Genomic DNA, 23,900 nt, shown 5'->3' on the forward strand with positions numbered 1-23,900 from the left:
GTGGGGGAAATTTTGATGCCTGCGGGCACTGATTGGCGTAAACGATCTTCCCGTCTGTTGGGTGTCGTCGATGCATTCGTGGTGATTTGGGCAGTCGTCGGAGCGTTCATTATTCGCTTCGGCTTCGAGCCGGATTTCGTGGTAGCGGGCCAGGAGTTCACCTACGCCTGGCTTTCTGTAGCACTTGCCACCGTATGGTGGCTGATGCTCGGAGCCTGGAACAGCCGGCAAAGCCGCGTCCTGGGCGCCGGTCCCGACGAATATAAGCGAGTCGCGGCTGCATCACTCTGGCTGTTCGGGCTCGTCGCCATTGTCTCCTACGTCCTCCGAGTCGACACGGCCAGGGGGTACGTGGGCGTTGCGCTTCCCGTGGGACTGCTCGGGCTGCTGATGGGTCGCTGGCTCATCCGGCAGCACCTCAACATTAATCGGCAGCGTGGTAATAGCATGTCCCGGCTGCTTCTCGTGGGGGGACCCAGTGCGGTCTCACATCTTGCTGCTTCGCTCCACAGAGCCAAGCACGCAGGATACCTCCCCATCGCTGCCTACATGCCAGGGGCTCAGGTCGGTCAGCCCGTGGAGGTGGATTCTGGCTTACCTGTCCTAGGCTGTCGGCCCGACGCGCGTTCAATCATTGAGGCTATCGAGTCCTGTGGTGCCGACGCAGTAGCCGTTTCCGCCGGTGTCCAGCTGCATCCTCAAACACTGAGACACTTGGGCTGGGAGTTAGCGTCCCGCAATGTGGGACTTATTATGGCGCCCGCACTGACCGATATCGCTGGACCGCGAATCCATACACAGCAGGTCGCTGGACTCCCTCTGATTCACGTTACGACTCCCACTCTCGAAGGTGGGCAGCGGGTTGCAAAGCGTCTTTTCGACGTCATCATCTCGGCAGCATTGGTTATTCTTGCAGCGCCCATCATGGTGATCGTCGCCGTCTTGGTAAGAACCGAATCGCGTGGGCCGGTCCTTTTTAAGCAAGTGCGTGTGGGAATAGAGGGGACGCACTTCAGCATGCTCAAATTCCGTTCGATGGTGGCTAACGCAGAAGATCGACTAGCCGAACTAGCGCATCGCAACGAGGGCAGCGGCGTCCTCTTCAAGATGAAGGACGATCCCAGAATTACCCGGGTGGGTCGTTTCCTGCGTAAATACAGCCTCGACGAGCTTCCTCAGCTGTTCAACGTACTAGCGGGTTCCATGAGCCTCGTCGGACCGCGCCCACCCCTGCCCAGTGAGGTCGAAGCATACGAGCAAGATGTACGCCGTCGCTTGCTTGTAAAGCCTGGGCTGACAGGCCTCTGGCAGGTCAGCGGCCGGTCAAATCTTTCTTGGCAGGATTCTGTTCGTCTTGATCTGTACTACGTGGAGAACTGGTCATTGGCCGGAGACCTGATCATCATCTTGCGAACCGTCCGCGCTGTGTTTCACAGCACCGGCGCCTATTAACACGTCCCCGCGCGGACAATGACCCTCCTGGGGAAGGAAATTTCACTATGCGCATTTCTGTAATTGGTTGCGGGTACCTCGGCGCTGTGCATGCTGCCTGTATGGCGAAGCTCGGACACGAGGTAGTGGGCATCGACGTGGACGAACGAAAGATCCTCGAGCTCTCGGCAGCCCGAGCTCCTTTTTATGAACCAGGGTTGGACGAGCTTCTTCGAGAAGTCCAGGAGACCGGCCGGCTGTCTTTTACAACCGATATGTCGGCTGCGGCTGCTAGTGAGGTCCACTTCATCTGTGTGGGAACGCCTCAGAAAAAGGGTGAAAACGGAGCTAACATGGCTTTTGTTGACGCAGCCACCAACGCTCTTTTGCCCCATCTGTCACCGGGAGACCTGGTAGTTGGCAAGTCCACAGTGCCAGTGGGAACGGCGGCACGCCTAGCCGAGCTTGTCAAGGGCCAGCAACCCACTGCCGACGTGGTTTGGAATCCAGAGTTTCTCCGCGAAGGCCACGCCGTTGCGGACACGCTTGAGCCCGACCGATTCGTCTATGGTGTTCCCGATGGGTCCGAAGACCATCCCGCCGTCGCCGTGCTGGATGATGTGTATGCAGCACCATTGGGAGCAGGCACTCCGCGTCTTGTCACGGACCACCCGACTGCGGAACTCGTCAAGGCCGCAGCGAACTCCTTCCTGGCAACTAAGATCTCCTTTATTAATGCAATGGCCGAAGTTTGCGAGGCCTCCGGGGCTGACGTCACACGGCTGGCCGACGCAATCGGCATGGACGACCGTATCGGCAGGAAGTTCCTTCACGCTGGGATCGGTTTCGGAGGTGGGTGCCTCCCCAAGGACATCCGAGCCTTTATGGCTCGTGCGGGAGAACTGGGTGCAGACCAGGCACTAACGTTCCTGCGCGAGGTTGATGCCATCAACATGCGCCGAAGGACAAGAGTTGTAGAGCTTACGCGCGAGCTATGTGACGGTACGCTGCTCGGCAAGCGGATTACCGTCTTGGGAGCGGCTTTCAAGCCCGAAAGCGATGATGTCCGGGATTCGCCAGCACTGAGCATCGCAGCCCAGCTTCAGCTCCAGGGGGCGGTGGTTTCCGTGACCGATCCGAAAGCGCTGGAGAACGCTGCCAAACGGTTCCCCGAGCTACAGTTCGAGCCGGACGTGAACCATGCAATTGCAAGGGCTGACGCTTTGCTTCTTCTGACTGAATGGGAGCAATATCGAAGCCTCGATCCTTATGCTCTACTCAACCGCGTAGACTCGCCGCGCATACTCGATGGACGGAACGTCCTAGACCCAGAGAAATGGCGTGCGGCCGGTTGGACGTACCGCGGACTTGGGCGGTCGTAGAGGTGGCAGAGTCGCAGGACGCAAGTTCGGGGCCAAGTTCAGGTGTTAGGACAGCTCCGTCTAGGTCTCGGTCCCGTCGCCTTGTGCTCGCGGGCATATGTTTGGCCGGTGTCGTGGTTATCGCATTAGCGGGCGCCGCGTGGCTTGGAGTCAAGGCGAATGCCATCAGTACTGACTTGAACGCCGCTAACCAATTGGTTCCTAAGCTCAGGAACGACGTTCTCCGGGAGGACGCAAGGGCGGCGGGAACTACTGTAACGCAACTTCAGGAACATACCTCAAGAGCTCGGGAGGCGGCCTCCGACCCAGTCTGGACGATGGCCGGCGCGATGCCCTGGTTCGGAGCTAACTTCCAAGCGACCAGTGAAGTCGCAACATCCGCTGACGACGTCGCCCGACTGGGCGCCGCCCCGCTGGTAGGCATCTTCAAGACACTTGACTGGAAGTCCCTGCTGACGACAGGGCAGGGACTGGACCTCGAACCGCTAGCTGCAGCGCAGCCAAAGCTAGCTTCCGCAGCCCGGGCTGTGAGGCAATCCTCAGACCGGCTGAATGGCATCAACGCGGACACCTTGATACCGCAAATATCAAGCCCGCTCATCCACGCCCGAGAACAGCTCAGTTCGTTGCGAGATGATTTAGACTCCGCGGCAGACGCAGCCAACGTCCTGCCTGCGATGATGGGCGATAAATCTTCGCGCCGTTACCTCCTGCTAATCCAGAACAACGCTGAGTCGCGCGCCACGGGCGGGATTCCTGGCGCGCTGGCTGTTCTGAATGTCGATAAAGGGAAGCTCTCGCTAGATTCGCAAACCAGCGCAAGCGCCATGGGTGCGTTTGATCCCGTTGTAAAGGTGGACCCGGAGCAGAGCAACATCTTCTCTAGGCGTCTCGGCAAATTTATGCAGGACGTTAATCTCACTCCGGACTTTCCGACAGCGGCGCAGACAGCCCAAGCCATGTGGAAAGCTGAGACCGGCGAGCAGCTAGACGGCGTTCTTTCGATCGACCCTGTCGCGCTCAGTTACATCCTTGAGTCCACTGGCGCTGTTCGCCTCAACGATCCGCATCTTCAACAGATCAGTCAGAGCGTTCTGCCCACGGAGCTCACGTCGAAGAACGTGGTTCCAACTTTACTTTCAGATGTCTACTCGAAAATCTCTGAGCCCGAACTGCAAGACGTGTACTTCGCCGGTGTTGCCCAGGAAGTGTTTACAAAGCTTTCAACGGGAACTGGGGATACCAAGAAGCTCATTGAGGGGCTTACTCGTGGAGCATCTGAGAGGCGAGTTCTACTGTGGTCCTCCACCAGCGAGGAGGAGGCCATTATCTCCGAGTATCCGCTAGGCGGCTCCATTACCGGCACCGGCATTTCGCCTGCCCAGTTCGGCGTCTACTTCAACGACGGCACCGGCGCCAAGATGGACTACTACGTGAAGAGAACGGTGCAGCTCATCGAGCAGTGCCCTGCTGACGGTTACTCCGAGGTCAAGGTGCGCATCACAAGCACTAACACGGCGCCGAAGGATGCGGCAACGTCTCTACCAGAGTACGTAACGGGAGGTGGTTCCTTCGGCGTCCCAGCAGGCAGTGTTCAGACAAACGTCATCGCATATGGCCCTGTTCAGTCGAACGTTGAGACAGCGTTTGTTGCCGACAAAAAGACTGGGTTTGCCGCACATCGGCACGCCGGCCGACCGGTCGGTAGCGTTACGGTCCGCCTCGCCCCGGGTGAGAGTAGCACCGTTGACTTCACGTTCGGCAAGATAGTGCAGCACTCGGAACCAAAACTCTCCGTAACGCCAACAGTTCAGTCACTGAAAGACGTGGTTTTGGACACGATTCCGGCGGATTGCCCTCCGGCTGCGTAGCCAGCTCATTAACAGTATGTAAAGTGTCTTGATTGACTTTGGAATCACTCGACCCAGAGTGCTAATCTTCTTTGGGCAGGACAATGAGATTCACCCCACGGTCACATGGGGATGGGGAATCTCCACAATAATGTGACATCCGTGTGTTAAAAGGTCTCAGGGGGGACAAATTGAAGAAGTCTATTGCTGCGCTCGCGCTTGCAGGAACCATTGCACTGACCGGCGCCGTGCCGGCCATGGCCGCCAACTACCCGGCACCGGGAGGAGGCGGCACCGTATCGGACGGCACCGTCACTCCGGGCCAGACGTTCACCTTCTCCGGAACCGGCTTCCTGGCGGGCGAAACCATCACTATCACCATTACGCTGACCGTTGCCCCGCAGGCACTCGGTGGCGGCTTCTCCGGCGGCGCCGCAATGTCGGTCCCGTCCAAGATCAACGTCCTGGCTGCTCCGCAGACCCTCACGACGACTGCTGCTGCTGACGGATCCTTTGCGCTCCCGCTCAGCCTCAGCGAAGCGGGTACTTACACGCTGACGGCTGTAGGCAACACCTCTGGCAAGTCCGTATCCCAGAGCGTTACTGTAGCCGCGGCTGCTGGCACAGGTACCGGCACGGGCACTGGGCTCTCCAACACCGGCGGCAACACAGCTGCAGGCCTGGCCAACACCGGTGCTGACTCCAGCCTGGTTCTCTGGTCGCTGGTTGGTGGCGGCGCGCTGGTCGCCGGCGCCGCTTCGGTGGTCGTCGTTCGTCGCCGCGCCAACGCTGAGGCATCAGCCTAAGCACTTAGTTTCGCGCTTCAGGAAGGGGCCCGTTCCGGTTTTCGGAACGGGCCCCTTCCTTGTCATGAGACTGTGGTCAGCAACAAACAAAGGAAGCCCCGACCGCTGTGGGGGCTTCCTTTGTTTTTGGCTGCGTTGGCGTTCTACGTGTTGAAGTTCTTCATCCAGGCTTTCAGGTCCTCGCCAAATTCGGGACGCTCGGAAGCAAGTGTGATGACAGCCTTTAGGTAGCTCAGCTTGTCGCCCGTGTCGTAGCGACGTCCGCGGAAGACGACGCCGTATACGCCGGCACCCTCCCCCTCGCCAGCGGCAAGCGTCTGCAGGGCGTCCGTCAGCTGGATCTCGCCGCCTCGTCCGGGCTCGGTGTTCTCAAGAACATCAAATACCGCCGGATGCAGCACGTACCGGCCGATGACGGCCAGATTGGAGGGTGCCTCATCGATCGGAGGCTTCTCCACTAGGCTGTTCACCCGGACATAGCCCTCGCCGTCAACCGCCGAGATGTCTGCACAGCCGTAGGCGCTGATCTGGGACGGCTCCACCTCAATCAGGGCCACCACCGATCCCCCGGTCTTTGCCTGAACGTCGATCATGGTGGTCAGGAGCTCGTCCCGTTCGTCGATGAGGTCATCGCCCAGAAGCACCGCAAAAGGCTCGTCACCGACGTGCTGGCGGCCGCACAGGACCGCGTGGCCGAGGCCCTTGGGCTCGCCCTGCCGAACGTAGTGGATTGGACCGAGACCCGAAGCGTGCTGGACCGCCTCGAGACGCGCCTGATCGCCCTTCAGCTCAAGCGTGCTCTCCAGAGCCGGCGCCCGGTCAAAGTGATCCTCCAGCGCCCGCTTGTTGCGGCCCGTGATCATCAGAACGTCGTTCAGGCCCGCGTTAATTGCCTCCTCCACGACGTACTGGATGGCCGGCGCATCTACTACCGGCAGCATTTCCTTCGGCATCGCCTTGGTGGCAGGCAGGAAGCGCGTGCCCAAACCGGCGGCTGGAATGACTGCTTTACGTACTGATTTCCCCAATGTCATGATCGAACCTTACAAATTGACTTGCAGAAAATGAAACTGCAGTCCCTAGATTTCGGCTCACGGGGAGACTCCCGTAGCGTTTTCGTATGGGGAAATGGAGCCGGGCCGACGTCGTGGGATCTGCGCGCGCCCTGCTGGCTCTGTACTTGGCGGCACTCACACTTGTGGCGTTCTGGCCGACCCCGGTTGACCGTCCTGTGGCCGGGCGGCTGCAGGCGGTGCTGTTTGCCCTTCACCACTCGGGACTTCCCGAACTGATCAACTACAGCTTCGTGGAATTCGCGTCCAACATCCTGATGTTCACACCGATTGGCATCCTCGCAGCTCTAGCCTTCCCCGCGTTCCACCGCGGACGGATCGTGCTGAGCGCTTTCCTGGCTTCGTGCTGCATCGAGCTGGGACAGAAGCTGTTCCTGCACGACCGGTTTCCCAGCGCCATGGATATCGTGGCCAACACTTCCGGGGCAATACTCGGGGTTTGGGTGCTGGGTATTGCGGAGCAGTGGATTCACCGGGCCCAGCCGGTGCTCCCGCCTAAGCCTGCCCGGCCCCCGAAGATTCGCTAGCCTTTGAACTGAGGCTCGCGCTTTTCCTGAAAGGCCTTGAAGCCTTCAGCGTAGTCTTCCGTCTTGCAGAGGCGGGCCTGCTCGGTGTTCTCTTCCTGCATCGACGCCCAAAGCCCCAGGCGCTGGTCGCGGATATGCGCCACGAGTTCCTTACTCGCCTTGAACGCGCCTGTTGCGCCGGTGGCCACCTTCGCTACGATCGAGCGCGTGGAGTCCAGCAACTCGTCCGCCGGCAAAGCCCGGCTGAACATCCCCTGCGCCACCGCCTCCGCACCAGAGATCAGCTCGGCCGTGTAGATCAGGTCCAGCGTGCGATGCATGCCCAGGCGCTCAGTGAAGTACCAGTGGCCGCCCGAGTCGAGCGTTGCGCCAAGCTTGGCGAACGGTGAGCCGAACTTCGCGTTCTCCGCCACGTACACCACGTCCGTGGCCAGCAGCAGCCCCAGCCCCACACCCAGGCAGGCGCCCTGTGCCGCCGCGAAGGTCGGCGCCGGGAAGGCGCTCATCTTCTGCAGCAGCGGCTGGACCAGCCCGCCCAGGTACGCCTCGGCGTCGTCGTTCTCCGGCGTCACGCCGGCAATGTCCCGGCCCGCGCAGAAGGCGCGCCCCTCTCCCCTGAGCAGCAGCGCCCGCACCTCACCGCGCGAGGCGGCGGCAGCGGCGTCGTCGTACGCCTGGGACAGATCCGCCAGGGCCTGTTCGTCCAGCGAGTTCAGCTTGTGCGGGGCGTTGAGGACGATTTCGGCGACGCCGCCGGCGATGGAGAGGGAGATCATGGGGGCTCCTACAGTTGAGACCGGATGTTCGGACAGGCCTACACGTCGAAGTCGACGGTGACTTCCTTGCTGGTGGGGTGGGACTGGCAGGTCAGGACGTAGCCCTTGTCCAGCTCATCCTGCTCCAGTGCGTAGTTCTCGTCCATGGTCACGGTGCCGGTGACCACCTTGGCGCGGCAGGTGCCGCACACTCCCCCGGCGCACGCGAACGGCACGTCCGGGCGGACCCGCAGCGCGGCGTTGAGGATGGACTCGCGGGCGTGCGTGGGGCTGGCCACGTCGCCCTGCAGGCCGTCCAGCTTGAACGTAATCTTGTACGTCTCCTTGGACTCGTCCTCAATGACGGGGCGGCCGGCGTTGCCCTCGGGCCGGTCCGGCTTGCCGGAGGTGAACAGCTCGAACCGGACGTGCTCCGGCTTCACGCCGCGCTCGGCCAGGGTGTCCCGGCACAGCTGCACCAGCTCGAACGGCCCGCACAGGAACCATTCGTCCACGTCGTCCGCGTGGATGGCGGTGCCCAGCAGCGCCCGCAGCTTCTCGGCGTCGATCCTGCCGCTCAGCAGCGGCGCGATCCGCTGCTCGCGGGACAGGACGTGGTGCAGCGCCAGGCGCTGCGGGTACTTGTCCTTCAGGTCCGCGAGCTCCTCGAGGAACATCACGTCCATGGCGGCCTTGTTGGCGTAGATCAGGTCGAACCGGGTGTCCGGGCTGGCGGCCAGCAGCGTCCGCGCGATCGCGATCACCGGGGTGATGCCCGAGCCCGCGGCGATGGCCACGAAGTTCCCGGCCTCCCCCGCCAGCTCCTCGGGATGGTTCATGGAGTTCATGACGTTCTGCTCCACGGCCTGCCCGTCCCGGCCGTGCTTGGAGACGAACGCGCCCATGGGGCTCATCACGTCCAGGGCGTCTCCCGCTTTGAGCTCGGCGTTGGCCCAGGTGGAGAACAGCCCGCCCAGGTCCTTCTTGATGGCCACCCGGATCTCGCTGCTGCCGTCCGCGAAGCTGCGCGGCTCGGCGCAGATGGAGTAGCTGCGGCGGATCTCCTTCGGCTCGCCGGCCTCATCCGGCAGCGTGGTGCGCAGGGCCACGTACTGGCCCGGCAGGTAGTCGAACTGCCCGGCGAGCCCGGCCGGCACCGCGAAGGTCACCTCGATGGCGTCCTCGGTGAGCCGGCGCACCTCCGCGACGGTGAGCGAATGGAAGGACGGACGACGGCGGCCGGTGGCCTGCGCCGATTCGGCGGCAGTCTGGCGGACAACAGGCATGGGAAATTCCTTACAGGACTTTGAAGTAGTCGAACGGTTCCCTGCAGTCCTGGCACACGTACAGGGCCTTGCAGGAGGTGGAACCGAAGCGGGTGAGTTCCTTGGTGTTCAGCGACGAGCACTGCGGGCACTTCACGGCCAGGCTGAGCCTGATGGGGCCGGAGTGGCCACCGGCTTTGGACATGCCTGAGGGCGGCGCGATGCCGTACTCCCGCAGCTTGGCCTTGCCGGCCTCGGTCATCCAGTCCGTGGTCCACGCCGGGGCGAGCACCAGCTCCACGTGCACGCTGGGGTAGCCCTCTTTGCGGAAGGCGGCCCTGAGGTCGTCGCGGATGGCGTCCATCGCCGGGCAGCCCGAGTACGTGGGCGTGATGGTGACCTGGACAGCGGGCACCAGCCCGCCGTCGTCGAACACGTCCACGTTCCGCAGGATGCCCAGGTCCTCGATGCTGAGCACCGGGATCTCCGGATCGCACACGGTGGCGGCGATGTCCCACGCCTTCTGCCGGGCATTCTGTTCCCTGGCGGCCCCGGCCTTGGTCTCGAAGTCCGATACGTACACGGCAGTCACCAGCTTGCTCCGGGATGCTCCCGGGCCAGCACCTGCATCTCGGCGAGGATGTAGCCCAGGTGTTCGGAGTGCTTTCCCCGGCGGCCGCCGCCCGGCGCGAACGGGACGTCGGGGATGTCCAACTCGGCTTCCCTAAAGACCTCGCCGGTGAGGCGGTCAAAGTCCGCCTTCAGGCTGGAAGGCTCGACGGCGGCACCGGCTTCACTGAGGCGGGTGGTCAGCTCGTCATCCGCGAAGAGCTCGCCGACGTAGGGCCAGATCAGTTTCAGGCCGGCGATCATCTTCTGGCGGGACACCTCGGTGCCCTGCGCCAGGCGGAGGATCCACTGGGCGCTGTGGTCGCGGTGGTAGTCCACTTCCTTTACGGCCTTGGCGGCGATGGCGGCCAGCGTGGCGTCCGTGGATTCGGTCAGCCGGCGGTACAGCTCGAACTGGTAGTAGCTCACCACGAACTGCCGGGCGATGGTGACGGCGAAGTCCCCGTTGGGCTGCTCGAACAGGTGCGCGGAGCGGAACTCGTGCTCGCGGCGGAAGTAGGCGAGGTCGTCCTCGGTCTTCTCGTCCAGGCCGGCGGCGTAGCTGAGGAAGGAGCGGGCGTGGCCCAGCTGGTCCAGGGCGATGTTGCCCAGGGCCACGTCCTCCTCCAGCTCGGGGGCGCGGGAGATCCAGTGGCCCAGGCGCTGGGCGAGGATCAGGGCGTCGTCACCCAGGCGCAGGGCGTACTCGGCCACGTCTTCCGTGGGCTTGGCCAGGCCGGTGCGGACCTCGAGCGCGATGTCCTCCGGGCGGAGCGCGTTGCCCGGCGTGATGCGGGTGGCACTGGCGGAACCGTCGCCGCTGGCGCCTGCTCCGGCGACGCCGACGGAGATGTCGCCGTGGCCTGCTGTCGTTTGTTCTGTGCTCACAGGTGCTTCACGCCTTCGCTCTTGGTGTAGTACGTGGCGTGCCGGTAGTCCTTGCCCTGGGGAGATTCGAAGAACGAGCCCTTGGCGTCCGGGTCGCTGGCGGCGATGGCGTCGGCCGGGACCACCCAGATGGAGACGCCCTCGTTGCGGCGGGTGTAGAGGTCGCGGGCGTTGCGCAGGGCCATGGCGGCGTCCGGCGCGTGCAGGCTGCCGGCGTGCACGTGGCTCAGGCCGCGGCTGGACCGGACGAAGACCTCCCAGAGGGGCCAGACGCTGCGGTGCGGAGTTGCTGCCTCGGCGGTTGAAGCGACAGGGACCTTGGCGGCCGAGCTTTCTACTGCTCCGGCGGAGCTGGCCGGTACTTCCGGGTTGCCGTGTGGAGCCATGGCGACCGGGGTCCCCGGCCGAGCTTGCGAGGTTGGGGTGTCGACATGGAGGCTCATGCTGCGTATTCCTTCGTCTTCGTTGACTGTTTTGCTGCGTAGGCGGCCGCTGCGTCGCGGACCCAGGCGCCGTCGTCGTGCGCTTCCCGGCGGCGCTCAAGCCGCTGCGAGTTGCAGGGGCCGCGTCCGGCCAGGACTTCCTTGAATTCGTTCCAGTCGAGCGGGCGGTGCTCCCACTTCCTGGTGTCCTCGTTGAAGCGGACCTCGCTGTCCGGGAGGGTGAGGCCCAGGACCCTGACCTGCTCCACCATCATGCCGACGAACCGCGAGCGCAGCTCATCGTTGCTGAAGCGCTTGATGTTCCAGGCCATGGACTGTTTGGAGTTGGGGGAATCGTCGTCCGGCGGGCCGAACATCATCAGGGCCGGGGCGTACCAGCGGTTCACCGCGTCCTGGGCCATCTGCTTCTGCGCGGGCGTTCCGTTGGAGAGCTCCAGCAGGATCTCGAAGCCCTGGCGCTGGTGGAAGGACTCTTCCTTGCAGATGCGCACCATGGCCCGGCCGTAGGGACCGTAGGAGGCGCGGCACAGCGGCACCTGGTTGCAGATGGCGGCGCCGTCCACCAGCCAGCCGATGGCACCCATGTCCGCCCAGGTGAGGGCCGGGTAGTTGAAGATCGAGGAGTAGCGGGCCTTGCCCGCGATGAGGTCGTCCATCATCTGGTCCCTTGACTGGCCCAGCGTTTCCGCGGCCGAGTAGAGGTACAGCCCGTGGCCGGCCTCGTCCTGGACCTTGGCCATGAGGATGGCCTTGCGCTTCAGGCTGGGGGCGCGGGAGATCCAGTTGGCCTCCGGCTGCATGCCGATGATCTCCGAGTGCGCGTGCTGCGAGATCTGGCGCAGGAGGGTCTTGCGGTAGGCGGCGGGCATCCAGTCGCGCGGCTCGATCCGGGAATCCTCGGAGATCACGCGGTCAAAGTATGCCCGGCCCTCGGCCTCCAGCTGGGCCTGTGCTTCTGCCTCCGCGGCTGGCTCGTTGGGGGCTGCCGGCTGGTCAGGCACTGACTGCAGGTTCTGCGCTGCCATGGTTGCTCCTATGCATTCACGTCCGTACTGGAACTCGTACCGGGATTATTTACCGACCGTTCGTTCAGGATATGCGGAAGCGGCGAAGGGCGTCAAGCAACCCCGGCACATGGACGGACATGCCATCTGAATCCGGTCAGATCTCCTCAGACTGCACCGCCGCCATCTTCAGGGCGGGAAGGCCCTCGCCCCCGGGAACGGTTGAAGGTCCGCCAACGTTTGCTGGCGGACCTCCAACGAGTCCTAAATATGGATCGAGTCATGGGTCGGTTTTGAGTCGCACTGTCTGAGCTTGCCTGGGATGCGCCCTAGGCTACCTTTCACAGGACGCCTTCGCATCGACCGCATCCCCAACGCAACGGTCCGACTGGTTTCCGCCCTGAAGCGTCTCCGCTACGCCGTCCACGGCAAGTATGGTGTCTTCTCCATTGTTGCCGGCCATGGCGTCGGTACCGGCTCCACCGGTAATTGTGTCGTTGTCAGCACCGCCAGTTAGAGAGTCATTCGACCCCAGACCATCGATTTTGTCCGCCCCGGCGAATCCGCGGATTCGATTAGTGCGGTCATTCCCCGTGAGAACGTCGGCGGCGGACCCGCCATCGATGTTTTCAACGTCAGCACGAACGTTGTCCGCCTCAATTGCAGCGCCGCCAATCTGGCCGTCATTAGCCAGGTCGTCGATGGAAACCCGAACAGGCACCGTCCGGGTTGTATAGTCGGCTGTGTCCGTACCTGGGCCTCCTAGGAGTACATCCGTATCGCTGGCTAGAGGGCTCGGCGTATTGGCCAAGGTGCCTCCAACCAGCACATCGTTGCCATCCCCACCCTCCATACGGTCGTTTTGACTGCCGCCGTCAACACGGTCAGCGCCCGGTCCGCCCCGAAGCACGTCATCGCCATTCCCCCCGTTTAGGATGTCGTCGCCACCGTTGCCATCGATAGTGTTCGAGAGCTGACTTCCAGTGAGAATGTCGTTGCCGCTACCTCCAGAGATGCTCTCGATGTCGGGTGCAACGTTGTCGCCTTCAAATGTTTGTCCGTCGTTCGCGGCGTTATCCAGGCTTACCAACACACGCTCTTCGCGTTTGCTGTAGTCGACAAGGTCGTTGCTGCCGCCGCCAATCATGGTGTCCGCACCGGCGCCGCCATCGAATACGTCGGCATTTAGCCCTCCGAGCAGAACGTCACCTCCATCCTCACCGAAAAAATTGACGGGGCCGCTGGCAGGGCCCGCCATTAGCGTGTCGTTACCGGAGCCACCATGGATCGTTGTCCTGACTCCGAAGCTGTTGCTGGTCACCGTGTCATTCAGATCACCAGCGTTCACTACTACCTGAGTAATGCCCACCGCTGAACAGGTGATAGGAACAATCGGAGGGAACCCGCCGCATCCGGTCCCCGAACTGATCGGGTCGCCGCCGTCTCGAATAGTGAAGGTGTCGTTAGACCTCGAAATTGTGATCTTGTTAGTGGCGCCTGGCGCAGCCGAGATGGTCAGCGTATTTCCTGACTTGCCGACTCCGGTCGCCGCCTGGGCAGGTGTCGCGCCCACGAGGAAGAATCCAACCAGCGCCACGATTGTTGTTAGCCCAGTAGTCGTTCGGCGCACACCCGGGCTTCGTGCGAGTGTCGGGTTTGCTACCACCTGTTCCCTAGCAACTGCGCAAGGGGCAGGCGGGCGATTACGTAGCGGTTTTTTCATTTCCAGCTCCTGAGAAAAATCCGAGTGTCCATGTAATACGTGTTGAAAGACAGCGGAAAGTGGAATCTGAATGCGGGACCCAAAGATGTTCCGAAGGATCCCGCAATCCGGTGATTAGGCGGCCCGTTTACAGCCCGTGTCCACCAGCCTGCCGCCGGCTGATTCATGCCACCTAGAGGCACTCGCGGCCAATGCTGCTGCCTGCGAGTCTCTTGGCATCTGCAGCCGAACAAGACCGCCGGAGGAATGATGACGCATCATCGCGTGTAGGACTTGAGCCCTTCAGGCGCTGCCCAGAAAGTTCGGGTCAGATCCCCTTGCACCGCGAATACGAATCCTTGTGCAAGGGAAATCGTGGTCTGGGTCTTACCTCGAGCCCGAACCGCACAATCCAGTCCGTTCAGGGAGCAGTCCGACCAGAGCACTCGGGCACCGTCAAACGACACACTGCTGACTCGTCGGCCGCTTTGAGGCCCCCGGAACGTTGTGATCCCTCCGACGGTGCCCTGCCGCGCCACCCTGCCGCTGTATTCTCCCCAGTACGCATAGGCGACTCCGGATTGATTTCGTGTTGCATGGAGCGCAGTGATGCGAGTTGGTGCTGTTGCGAGTGGTGTTCGTTTTCCCGTAACCAGGGAAACATAGTTGATGGTTCGGCCAGTGCTGTAGAACAGCGTTGTTCCGGCCAGACTTAATTGATCAACGCTCGCCCCGGAAACCAACGTCCGGATTCGACCATTTCCCACGAGGGAAAGTGCATGAACGCCCACCCCATCGGCAAAGTACAGAGATGCACCGTCGCTGGCCATGCCTGTGATCGTGTTACTTCCCTGAAAGACAGTGCGACCTCTACCTCCTCCGTCCAAGAGGAACCGCTGGATTCTTGCTTTTCCGAGTGAGCCTGCATCCTTAGCGGCGACATAGCCATACCAGACACCCCCCACCTTGGCATAAGCCAGGACGCCGAAGTGGCGCAGTCCCGCCTCTCGGTAGAGCAGGCGCGATGGCCCACCGCTCTTCGCGGTTCGATACACACTCGAATAATTTGAAGAGAATTCGTTCGCCGTATTTTCAGTCCAGTAGAGGTTCCCTGTGGACTGAAGAAGACTGGAAGGATGGAGTCGGGTTAAGAGGGTCTCCTTAGGCGCCGCTGCCACAACGTTCGTTGCAGTCTCCGCGGGCAGGGCGTTGTGCAACTGGGCGCCTTGCGGCGTGGCTGCCGTTGGGCTGACCCCTGTCAGGAGGCTCAGACCAGCGGCCGCTATGAGAGCTAATTTGATTTTCATTGATGTCTCGAATTCGATTCGCATGAATTCGCTGTGATTTGGCGAATCCACAGATGGGTTGGGAGAAGGCGGAGGCCGTTGACCACGTCAGGACCGGCAACTTGCGCTTTGCTGCTGCACGTCCTCCGCCCGCATTTACAAGAGAGGGCATCGAAGGGGAAAGGCAGTGAGGTCCCGGTCACTGGCCTTGCACCCTATTGGAGGGTGCCGAATAGGGGCTATCGCCGAGCCCGCTTGTTGCTTGGACCTGGAATGTGTAGGTACCACTTTGCGGGAGCGTCATGGATAGGGTCCGAACCGGAGTTATGAGGGTTCGCGGATCGGTCGGAAGCACTGCAGAGGTTGTGGAGCTCACAACGACCCAGTGCGCGATGTGCGTGGCCGGATCACGTACGAGCTGTACCCTATTGGCTCGCACGCGATAGCCGTTAGGATTCGCCCTCAAAACCAACGGATCCTTGTTCGGAGGGCTCCAGTTGGCGGTCGCTGTGATACTGCCTCCGGGTACTCCATCGGAGGCTGTGCCAATGTTGGGGGCTAGCGGCCGAAAGATCGGGATGGGGGCGCCGGGGCAGGTTATGCACGGTCCAGCCTGCGCGGGTGGGGAAGATACGCCGAGGCTTGCTGCAATCACGCCGCCGGCGATCAATAAGGTCCCCTTTTTTCCCAACATGTCTGTTCCTTTCGGGTTGTATATCTCGGTTGAGGTGCCCCAAGGGTCGCGCGGAGGTCTTAAGAGATCCTTAAACGCTGTGAAGGCGGCGAGATCGGCAGCTTCCTCGGACCCAGCGTCCTCGACCGAATTGGCTGAGCCGGTCAGCACCCCGAAGGCACTATCAGGATTGAACGTTCGCCGACGGGTGTCGGGCGCCGTTGCTCCCAGGTGCACCCGACTCCTCCGTACGGCCACGCCCGACTGGGCATCGGCATCATCAGTCATACGCAGACCAGAAGGCGTCCCAAATGGAGTGTCGGACGGACGCCGGCTCAGCGTCCTGAATGCGGTCAGACAGGATTTGCTACGACCCTCAACAGAACGTGTTCGAAGGCAGTGTCTCCGCAACCATGCTCCCTGCCACCGCCACGCCAACTGCCAGGCGCCCATGAAGGTGATTTAAGCGTGGCTTAAGCCCATAAGGGGACCCTTATGCCAAGAAGATGAATTCCCGCCCCAGCCTGATGCACAGGGCACAAGTGGCCACGCGGGTTAAGCGGTTTCGAGGAGATGCCAGCCATGAAACGAAGAGGAACATTTGGGATTCAATCGGGTGGGTCGCTCGACGGCTCCCGTCACGAAAGCGCATCCGGCGTCGCATCCTCGACCGTCGAAGGGTACATGGCCTCGGTGACGGCTCATTGCTGCGTGATGATGCTGCTTCCGTCTCAAGCTGACTCCCCGGCAGGCGTAGCAGCCAATCTTTGGTTGCCCGTACGGGCTCACGATGACCCGATGAACTGGGGTCAAAACCTTTGGCCGGATTGTGTTGACTGACACTCCCATACAAGCCCCCAGGACCAGCAAACTGCAGACGAGGTTTGGAGCAGAGATTGGGCCTGCCCCGGAAAGGCCCAGTGCTTAACCGCCAAGAGCCTCCATCGTGCGGGTTACGGGATCCCGCCTGCTCGCTTTGACCGCGCCTCGAGTACCTGTCGACAACAAGTTGGGGCACATGTGAAGAGACGATCCAGACGGGCCGCACCGCGGCGTCCACATATGCGATCCGGACCAAGACGAGGCTCAGCTGTCTCGACTCGTCGCAAGCGGAAGCAACCGCACCTTTGGTGTCCGTGAATGCAGCTTTTAGGCGCATTCCGAACGATGGGGATGGGCTTGAGTGCAGACGGATCTCACGTGGCACTCGGTAGCAGTTGGCCCCCTTCATCCGCTTCGGTGGCACAAAACGGATCAAATCCGCCACCCAGCGCAGACCCTGTTCGGAACTAGCAAGCTTTAATGCGGACACCTTTCGCCACCCAGACGGGCACCTCTTTGCAAGCAGTATCGAGATGAGGTCTCGCCGTCACCTTGACATTCGCTCGTCTCTGGCGCCAATCTTTCCTATCGACAAGCGAAGCGGAAAGGTTATTCCGTGACATGATCCCAATCGGTATGCGTCCTTCTCGGTCCACTCTTTGGTCGGGAGATTTACTGTCACAAAAAACATAGTCTGCATGTCGTCGCTTGGTGGACTTGAGCGCGTTCGCCGCTAAGACGGGTGCTGTGAATGCCGGATCCGGCCCTATGCCTGCCGATAGTGCCTGGCAACGGCAACGGTAGTCGTCAACTGACAGAGGAACGCAAGCGCAGACGGCAACGATGACGTCACCAATCCGAGGAGGCTGAAATGCGATTTCGATCCACTTTCACAGCCCTTAGCATTGTGCTCATCTCGGGTCTCGCCCTAGCTGGTTGCAACGGTAGTGCTCCCACTGTCGACAGTGACCAGGCCAAGAACAGCGCCGACAAGATCATCACCGCCTATGGCAACGAGCCACAGAATCCGCTGATACCCTCAAATACCAACGAGGAATATGGCCTCCGAATAGTCGATCTGCTGTTCGAGGGTCTGCGCAGCTATGACCCCAGTGGTAAGCCTGTTAACGCGCTCGCTGAATCCGTTGAGTCCGCGGATGCCCAGAACTGGACCATCAAGGTCAAAAGAGGCGCCAAGTTCACCAATGGTGAGGAAATCACTGCCAAGACATTTGTCGACACTTGGAACTTCGCGGCGCTGAGCACGAATGTACAGGTAAACGGATCGTTCTTCGAATCGATCGAGGGGTTCGACGCCGTGAGTGCAGTACACACGACAGCCGGTGTTGATGGAAAGACCGTTACAACGCCGGCTCCCGTTGCGCAGGCGATGTCCGGGCTGGCTCTCAAAGACGACTTCACCATTCTCGTGAGGCTTACCCAGCCGGAAGCTGACTGGTCGCTCCGCCTTGGCTATTCAGCGTTCTATCCCTTGCCTTCAGAGGCATTGAAGGACCCGAAAACTTACGGCGAGCACCCTGTTGGCAACGGTCCCTATAAGCTAGCGAAAAAGGGCTCGTGGATTCATGACCAATCCATCTCCCTCGTAAGGAACGACGCATACGACGGACCGCGGAAGGCCAAGAACGGGGGCGTGACGTTCAACTTTTACACCGATCCCAGCCCCGCTTACACCGACCTTCAGGCCAACAATTTGGACGTTAGCGATGTTTTGCCCGCCAACGCCCTCAAGTCGTATAAGAGCGATTTCCAAGGTCGCAATGCCGCGAAGCCAGTTGCCCTAAATGCAACGCTGATCGTTCCCCCATACAATCCGAACTTCCAAGGTGAGGCGGGCCATCTTCGTCGTCAGGCCTTATCGCACGCCATCAACCGCGAAGAAATCTGCAGGGTGGTCTTCAGCGGCACGTGCACGCCGGCCAGAGAATTCACCGCCCCAGTTCTCGATGGATATAGCGACAAGATCCCAGGAAACGACGTGTTGACATATAACCCAGCAGCGGCACGCGATCTGTGGGCACAAGCCGAGAGAATCGAACCGTACGATGGCTCCTTGCCTCTGCAAATTGCTTCAAACACCGACGGCGGTAATAGAGAGTGGGTCGAGGCGGTGGCCAATGGATTCAAGAACAATCTAGGCATCGCGGCAGAGGTCCAGTCTTTTGCAAAATTTGCCGAGCTTCTGGACCGGCGGAAGTCACAGTCCCTGCCAGGCCTCACTCGGACCGCCTGGCAGGGCGACTACCCTTCCCTGTATAACTTCCTCGGCCCGGTCTGGAGGACGGGGGCGTCTGCCAATTTTGAGAAATTCTCCTATCCCAAGTTTGATCTTTTGCTCCAAGAGGGCCTAGGAGCCAAGGACACGACTGAGGCCAACGCCAAGTTCAACAACGCCCAGGAAGTTCTCTTCGAGGAACTCCCAGGATTGCCGCTCTGGTACACCAACCGTCCGATCGTGTGGAGCAGGAATGTCATTTCAGCCGAGACAGGCTGGAATGGCACGATTCTTTACTACGCAATCGCAGCCAAGTAGACCAAAAAGCCGTAGTCGCGCAGGGCACTCATTGGAGCCTGAACGTTCAACGGCCAAGAACCGAGCGGCCGGCGACCGGACGCATGGGGAAACCGCGCTCGGGAGACATGCCGGAAAATACTGGACCCTCTAGCGTCGGGAAGGCATCATGGGGATGAAGCAACCGGATTAAGGCTCAGCGAGTTTCAGGCGAGCGTTAAGCATGCCCAATTGACAGGCTTGGCGGGAGCGGGGCAGTTCGACGCCGGTGAGTGACTCTCAGGTGAGGGGTGCGTCGCGAATGGGTGCGCTATTGGTACGAGCCCTAGGTCCCTTGGAGGTTATCGTCGATGGCGCTCCGATTGCGGTCGGCGCCGGTCAGCAGCGAATAGTGCTCGAATGTCTAGCCCTGAGGGCCAACTCCGTCGTAACATCCGATTTCTTGATTGACGCCGTTTGGGCAGGTAGCCCGCCCGCAAAACCGGGTCCACAGCTGCAAGTTTACGTCGCGAATTTGCGGCGTATGCTCGAACCTGATCGCCCAAAGGGTGTGCCCTCCCGGCGGCTGGCCAGCCAATCGGGAGGTTACGTCCTGGCAGTCACCGAGGAAGAGCTTGATCTCCTGCTGTTCCGGCAGCAGGTCGCAGCCGGTGAGCTGGCAGTTCAGGCTGGAGATCTGATCGGCGGCGCGACCTGCCTCCGCCAAGCTGTAGAGCTCTTCCGAGGACCGGCTTTTCCTGATCTATTTGACCTCGAAGTCTTTCGGCCGGAGCTGGATGCACTGGAAGAGGCCCGATTGGACATCTACCAGAACCTGGTTGACGTCGAGCTCGCGATGGGCCGCCACGTCGCCTTGGTCGGTGAGTTGCAGTCTTTGATCGCGCGACAACCATACCGGGAGCGATTATGGGCCTCGCTCGTGCTCGCTTTGTACCGCTCCGATCGGCAGGCTGACGCGCTGGCCGCTTGCCGGGACGCTCGCAAGGTCTTCATGGAGGAGCTGGGTATCGATCCAGGCTCGCGCCTTCGAGAGTTGGAGCGATCGGTACTGCGACAGGACCCGTCTCTCGCAGCGCCAGCTTTAGACGGCCACCGTCCGATCAGAAAACGAATGGAGAATCTTCCTGCCGAACTCACGCCGCTAGTTGGACGGGAAACTGAGCTCCAAAAACTGTGTTCCTTGTATGTCACCGAAGGTTGCAGGCTGGTCACCGTTACCGGTCCGGGCGGAACCGGCAAGACCCGATTGGCTTTGGCTTCCGCGGCCAGGATCGGGGCGAGGATGACCGATGGCGTTTGCTGGATCAACCTCGCGCCACTTACAGAGAACCACCAAGTGCCAGCCGCAATCGCGGCTGGTCTCGGACTGGAGAACTGGGGCGGCTCCGACCCGCTGAGGATTGTGGGCCGATTCCTCCGCTCACGCCGACTGTTGCTTGTCTTGGATAACTTTGAACATCTGGAGGAAGCGTGGCCGGTTGTATTGGATTTGCTTACCGCCGCACCGGAGTTATGGGTCCTGGCCACAAGCCGACGACCCCTTGGATTGCGGGCAGAGTATGAATACGAGCTCGCCCCGCTGACTATCCCGCCACTCGACCCGCCGCTCCCTCCGAACTTGCTGCAGGAAGTGCCAGCGGTGAAACTCTTCCTGGCCCGCGGTCGAGCAGTCCGCCCGCAATTGACCCTCGATGACAACAACGCTTCCATCATCACTCGCCTTTGTCGCCGTCTGGACGGACTGCCGCTGGCTATTGAACTGGCTGCAGCCCAGTTGCGGCGGCGAACAGAGAACGTTCTCCTAGAGGACCTAGAGGTTAGCCTCGCCGCCCTGCCCGCAGCTTTCCGCGATCTTCCAGATCGCCAGCGCACCCTCACGGCAACGATTGGGTGGAGTTATCAACTGCTTGGTGAGAGTGAGCGGCGCCTTTTCGATCAGCTGGGAGTCTTCGCCGCCGATCCAACTGTGGCAGCGGTGGGCACTATCTGCGGATTGGCCCCGGATACTGCCGCGGCCGACGATCTGCTGACCGGCCTCGTGCGACATAGTCTGTTACGTCGCTACACCGATGAAGCTGGAGGAACCCGACTGTCAATGTTGCAGGCGATACGGGAGTTCGCCCGCGATCGCCTGACCTTGCTAGGCGACGCAGTCGTTGCACGCCGACACGCTGAGTTCTATCTGGGCCTAGCTGAGACCGTCAGCCCACAATTGTGGACCAAAAATCAGGTCGATGCTTTCAAGCAACTGCACGCAGACGCGCCGGATCTTCGCGGAGCGCTCCTGTGGGCAACCGGGCCTAACGGCTCGACGAGCTTGGCCTTGAGACTGGTCGGACATCTCTGGCACTATTGGGAACTCACGGAGGACGTGGCTGAACCGTGCGCGATTTCCCTCGGCCTAGTCGCGGCTACACCGGATGCATCACCGGCCCTAAGAGCCCCGGCTCTCAGTGGAACTGCCACGCTCTGCTGGATACGCGGCCGCAACGACGAGGCGACCAACCTTCACCACTTGGCCCTGCACGCCTTCCAAGCTGCAGGCAACGCCCAGGGCGTCGCTTGGACCACCATGTGCTTGGCGCTGCAAGCGCTGGAACAGAACGACAACCCTACGGCGCAGCGACTTGCCACCGAAGCATTGTCATCGCCGCATGCCAGCCCTCGTGCCCGCGTTGCTGCACTCATTGTCCTTGGGCTCTCAGCCTTTTATGCCGGCGACCACACCCGAGCTCTTGAATTGAGTCGCGCCAGCGTCGATCTTGCACGCCCACTCGGGGACCGTGCAATCTTGGGAATTGTCTTGACAAACCTCGCCGATTCAACGGAAAAGACCGGGGACTACGAAGCGGCAGAAAAAATGCTGCACGAGGCGCTGGGCACCGCAGTCGAGCTCGGCGCACAGGGCAATATAGTAGGGTTCCTCGAGTCACTGGCCAGCGTTTACGTCCATCAGCACCGCCTCGAACAGGCCATCCGTGTGCTCGCTGCTGCCGATGCCTATCGCTACGACAGGGGACACCCGCTCAGCGCCCCAGAACACAGACGTGTCGATTCCATCATTACCAAGGCACGCGCGGAGGCTGGCCCGATTACCTTCGGTCTGGCTTGGGCGAAAGGGCAGACGCTGACTCTCACGCAGGCAGTTCACGAAGTGCTCGATGGCGAAGGGCAAAGCCGCGGCCAGGGCATTCCGTCAGTCTCCGAGTCGCCCAAAGGCAACGTCGTGAGCGCGGCGCCCTGGTCCTGACGGTTATGCGGGGCCATTTGGCAGACAGCCGAGAAGCGGCTAAAACCGCTTCTCGGCGAAGTCTCTTTGTCAGAAAGCTGAGGCCATTCAACGGAACCAGTTCCGATAACTCTCAAGCGCGCTGGAGGGCCCCGCTCATGAGTCCGCGCCGCCTTCTGGCCTACTCGAACAGAGTGCCATTGGCTCCGACTACCGGGGCAACGGGGGGTAAAATCCGATTGAACCAATATGGAGACAGTTCGTTCCACAGCGGGTTTGTCACGTGGCCTCCCGCATCCTTTATTTCAACTTCGGGTGTCACGTAGACATAGCCTGCATGACGGTTCCTGCTCAGTTCCAATAGGGATTGCTCCTGTGAGCGGGGAATAGCTCTAGCAGAGTGCACCAACTGGGCAAACCGGTACGCCTGAACGCGGTCGGTTCCTTGATACACCCAGGTCGGCTGCGCCCAAGTGCTGTACTTGGCCGCAGTGCCTTCAAAGACCACAAGAACATCAACCACCTTCTGCCCAGAATTGTAGTTGGGATCAATAGCCCACGGCCCCTGTTCTTGAGATACATCACCCGGATTGGCTATGACCATCTGGGCTGGCCCTACTGGGTCTGCACCATGTGTGCGAACGTACTTGCTGATAGCGCTGTAGTAGCTTCGTGACGTCATTCCGCCGAACGCCGCCCTCTGCGCGTAGTTATTCATCTCATCCAAAAAAATGCCGTCGGCCTCGTACTGCCGCAAATACTTGTCTACGTCGTCGCGGACACCCTGCGGATCCCTCTGCCCATAGTTTGTGTAGACATAACCGACCACTTTGTGACCCCTATCCCGGCAATACTTCACGGCAGCGGTGTAATTCGAATCCACTTTTACGCCCGGCCCGGAATTCGGATTCATTACGATTATCGATTTGCCTTTTGCAACGCTGCACATCCGCTCCCACTGGTCAACGATCCCGTCATTGGGATTGACCCGAGGGTAGAAGTAGGCGGGTACTAGCTCTCTCTGCTCTGCTGACGTGAGGGGCGGTGCGGGGTCTGTCGCCGCCACGGCGGGCGTTGCCAAGCAGAGGCTGATTGCTGCTGCCGTCACCGCCACGAAGGCCGGCGTACGGTTTGAAATGTGAATCATGGCACTTCCTTTGTACGGAGAGTATGACGGTGACTTGCGGATAACGGTCGTGGACTCACGCGGTCCTGAAGGTGGGGCAACCACTGCACGGTTCCGATACACACGTTTCTGCTCCCGTCCCGCGCTCCCAGAATTGCGTAGCCGCCTTAAGCGATCCTTAATCGACGTGACAAATCGAGGTTGCTCCCGAGACAAGCTATTGACGAAGGAACCTTGGCACCGCAGGTACCTGGCCAGAGCCGCCTACGCCGCCGCCTTCGAGCGGCCCCGCTTCCCTGGTCACTACGCGGACTCTGGTGATTCGGTACTCGTGATCTTGAAGCGATTTCACACTCCGCCGGATGGATGCAGTCGCTTGTCGGCTACGAGACCACCGGCCTGGCTAAGGATGGCTTAAGCGGCTCGCGCGAGCCTTGGAATACCAACCCGCTACAAACCACTCGAAGGAAATAGTCATGTTGCCTAGGATTCCAAG

The 23,900-nt window shown here is 61.1% G+C and carries 16 protein-coding genes; 7 read left to right on the forward strand and 9 right to left on the reverse strand.

Annotation, left to right across the window (positions count from 1 at the left end):
* The first annotated feature begins 15 nt into the window (after window positions 1–15).
* The 4 genes from ACFRAU_RS09385 to ACFRAU_RS09400 all read left to right on the forward strand — a co-directional run bounded on the left by ACFRAU_RS09385 (window position 16) and on the right by ACFRAU_RS09400 (window position 5,469).
* Window positions 16–1,452 (forward strand): sugar transferase, encoded by a 1,437-nt coding sequence (locus ACFRAU_RS09385; protein WP_377999688.1) that lies wholly within the window; start codon window positions 16–18, stop codon window positions 1,450–1,452.
* Window positions 1,453–1,499: 47 nt separating this feature from the next.
* On the forward strand, window positions 1,500–2,813 hold the full coding sequence (locus ACFRAU_RS09390; protein ID WP_377999689.1) for a UDP-glucose dehydrogenase family protein: 1,314 nt from the start codon (window positions 1,500–1,502) through the stop codon (window positions 2,811–2,813).
* A gap of 113 nt (window positions 2,814–2,926) precedes the next feature.
* Entirely contained in the window at window positions 2,927–4,684 is a 1,758-nt protein-coding gene (locus ACFRAU_RS09395; RefSeq protein ID WP_377999690.1) for a DUF4012 domain-containing protein, read from the forward strand.
* 170 nt (window positions 4,685–4,854) lie between these two features.
* Complete coding sequence (locus tag ACFRAU_RS09400) at window positions 4,855–5,469, forward strand: LPXTG cell wall anchor domain-containing protein (protein ID WP_377999691.1); 615 nt, start codon at window positions 4,855–4,857, stop codon at window positions 5,467–5,469.
* A 143-nt stretch (window positions 5,470–5,612) separates the two neighbouring features.
* Here ACFRAU_RS09400 and galU read toward each other — a convergent pair whose 3' ends face one another.
* Window positions 5,613–6,503 carry a UTP--glucose-1-phosphate uridylyltransferase GalU gene (gene galU / locus ACFRAU_RS09405; RefSeq protein ID WP_377999692.1) on the reverse strand — a complete coding sequence of 297 codons (891 nt, stop codon included), beginning with the start codon at window positions 6,501–6,503 and terminating at the stop codon, window positions 5,613–5,615.
* 86 nt (window positions 6,504–6,589) lie between these two features.
* On the opposite strand from galU, the gene ACFRAU_RS09410 reads away from it, so the two are divergent.
* Complete coding sequence (locus tag ACFRAU_RS09410; protein WP_377999693.1) at window positions 6,590–7,069, forward strand: VanZ family protein; 480 nt, start codon at window positions 6,590–6,592, stop codon at window positions 7,067–7,069.
* Here ACFRAU_RS09410 and ACFRAU_RS09415 read toward each other — a convergent pair.
* From ACFRAU_RS09415 to ACFRAU_RS09445, 7 genes are all read right to left on the reverse strand, one after another.
* Window positions 7,066–7,845, reverse strand: a complete 780-nt coding sequence (locus ACFRAU_RS09415; RefSeq protein ID WP_377999694.1) for an enoyl-CoA hydratase/isomerase family protein — start codon at window positions 7,843–7,845, stop codon at window positions 7,066–7,068. The two genes, ACFRAU_RS09410 and ACFRAU_RS09415, sit on opposite strands and share 4 nt — an antisense overlap.
* A gap of 38 nt (window positions 7,846–7,883) precedes the next feature.
* On the reverse strand, window positions 7,884–9,110 hold the full coding sequence (paaE, locus tag ACFRAU_RS09420) for a 1,2-phenylacetyl-CoA epoxidase subunit PaaE (RefSeq protein WP_377999695.1): 1,227 nt from the start codon (window positions 9,108–9,110) through the stop codon (window positions 7,884–7,886).
* Window positions 9,111–9,120: 10 nt separating this feature from the next.
* The gene (gene paaD / locus ACFRAU_RS09425) at window positions 9,121–9,681 is read right to left on the reverse strand and encodes a 1,2-phenylacetyl-CoA epoxidase subunit PaaD (protein WP_377999696.1); all 561 of its coding nucleotides are present in this window, start codon (window positions 9,679–9,681) and stop codon (window positions 9,121–9,123) included.
* A complete protein-coding gene (gene paaC, locus ACFRAU_RS09430; RefSeq protein ID WP_377999697.1) occupies window positions 9,678–10,586 on the reverse strand; it encodes a 1,2-phenylacetyl-CoA epoxidase subunit PaaC in 909 nt (302 codons plus the stop codon). Before paaC ends, paaD begins: the two co-directional genes overlap by 4 nt.
* Complete coding sequence (gene paaB / locus ACFRAU_RS09435; protein ID WP_377999727.1) at window positions 10,583–10,972, reverse strand: 1,2-phenylacetyl-CoA epoxidase subunit PaaB; 390 nt, start codon at window positions 10,970–10,972, stop codon at window positions 10,583–10,585. The genes paaC and paaB overlap by 4 nt, the downstream gene beginning before the upstream one ends.
* 53 nt (window positions 10,973–11,025) lie before the next feature.
* Window positions 11,026–12,054, reverse strand: a complete 1,029-nt coding sequence (gene paaA / locus ACFRAU_RS09440; RefSeq protein ID WP_377999698.1) for a 1,2-phenylacetyl-CoA epoxidase subunit PaaA — start codon at window positions 12,052–12,054, stop codon at window positions 11,026–11,028.
* 313 nt (window positions 12,055–12,367) lie between these two features.
* Window positions 12,368–13,756, reverse strand: a complete 1,389-nt coding sequence (locus ACFRAU_RS09445; protein WP_377999699.1) for a calcium-binding protein — start codon at window positions 13,754–13,756, stop codon at window positions 12,368–12,370.
* A 3,631-nt stretch (window positions 13,757–17,387) separates the two neighbouring features.
* On the opposite strand from ACFRAU_RS09445, the gene ACFRAU_RS09450 reads away from it, so the two are divergent.
* On the forward strand, window positions 17,388–19,070 hold the full coding sequence (locus ACFRAU_RS09450; protein ID WP_377999700.1) for an ABC transporter substrate-binding protein: 1,683 nt from the start codon (window positions 17,388–17,390) through the stop codon (window positions 19,068–19,070).
* A gap of 313 nt (window positions 19,071–19,383) precedes the next feature.
* Window positions 19,384–22,299: a BTAD domain-containing putative transcriptional regulator gene (locus ACFRAU_RS09455; protein WP_377999701.1), complete on the forward strand. Its 2,916-nt coding sequence runs from the start codon at window positions 19,384–19,386 to the stop codon at window positions 22,297–22,299.
* Between the two features lie 160 nt (window positions 22,300–22,459).
* On the opposite strand, the gene ACFRAU_RS09460 is transcribed toward ACFRAU_RS09455, so the two are convergent.
* Window positions 22,460–23,425, reverse strand: coding sequence for a spherulation-specific family 4 protein (locus ACFRAU_RS09460; protein ID WP_377999702.1), 966 nt, complete (start codon window positions 23,423–23,425; stop codon window positions 22,460–22,462).
* Window positions 23,426–23,900: the final 475 nt, after the last annotated feature.

Source organism: Arthrobacter sp. NPDC056691, from assembly GCF_042791415.1.
Lineage (GTDB): Bacteria > Actinomycetota > Actinomycetes > Actinomycetales > Micrococcaceae > Arthrobacter.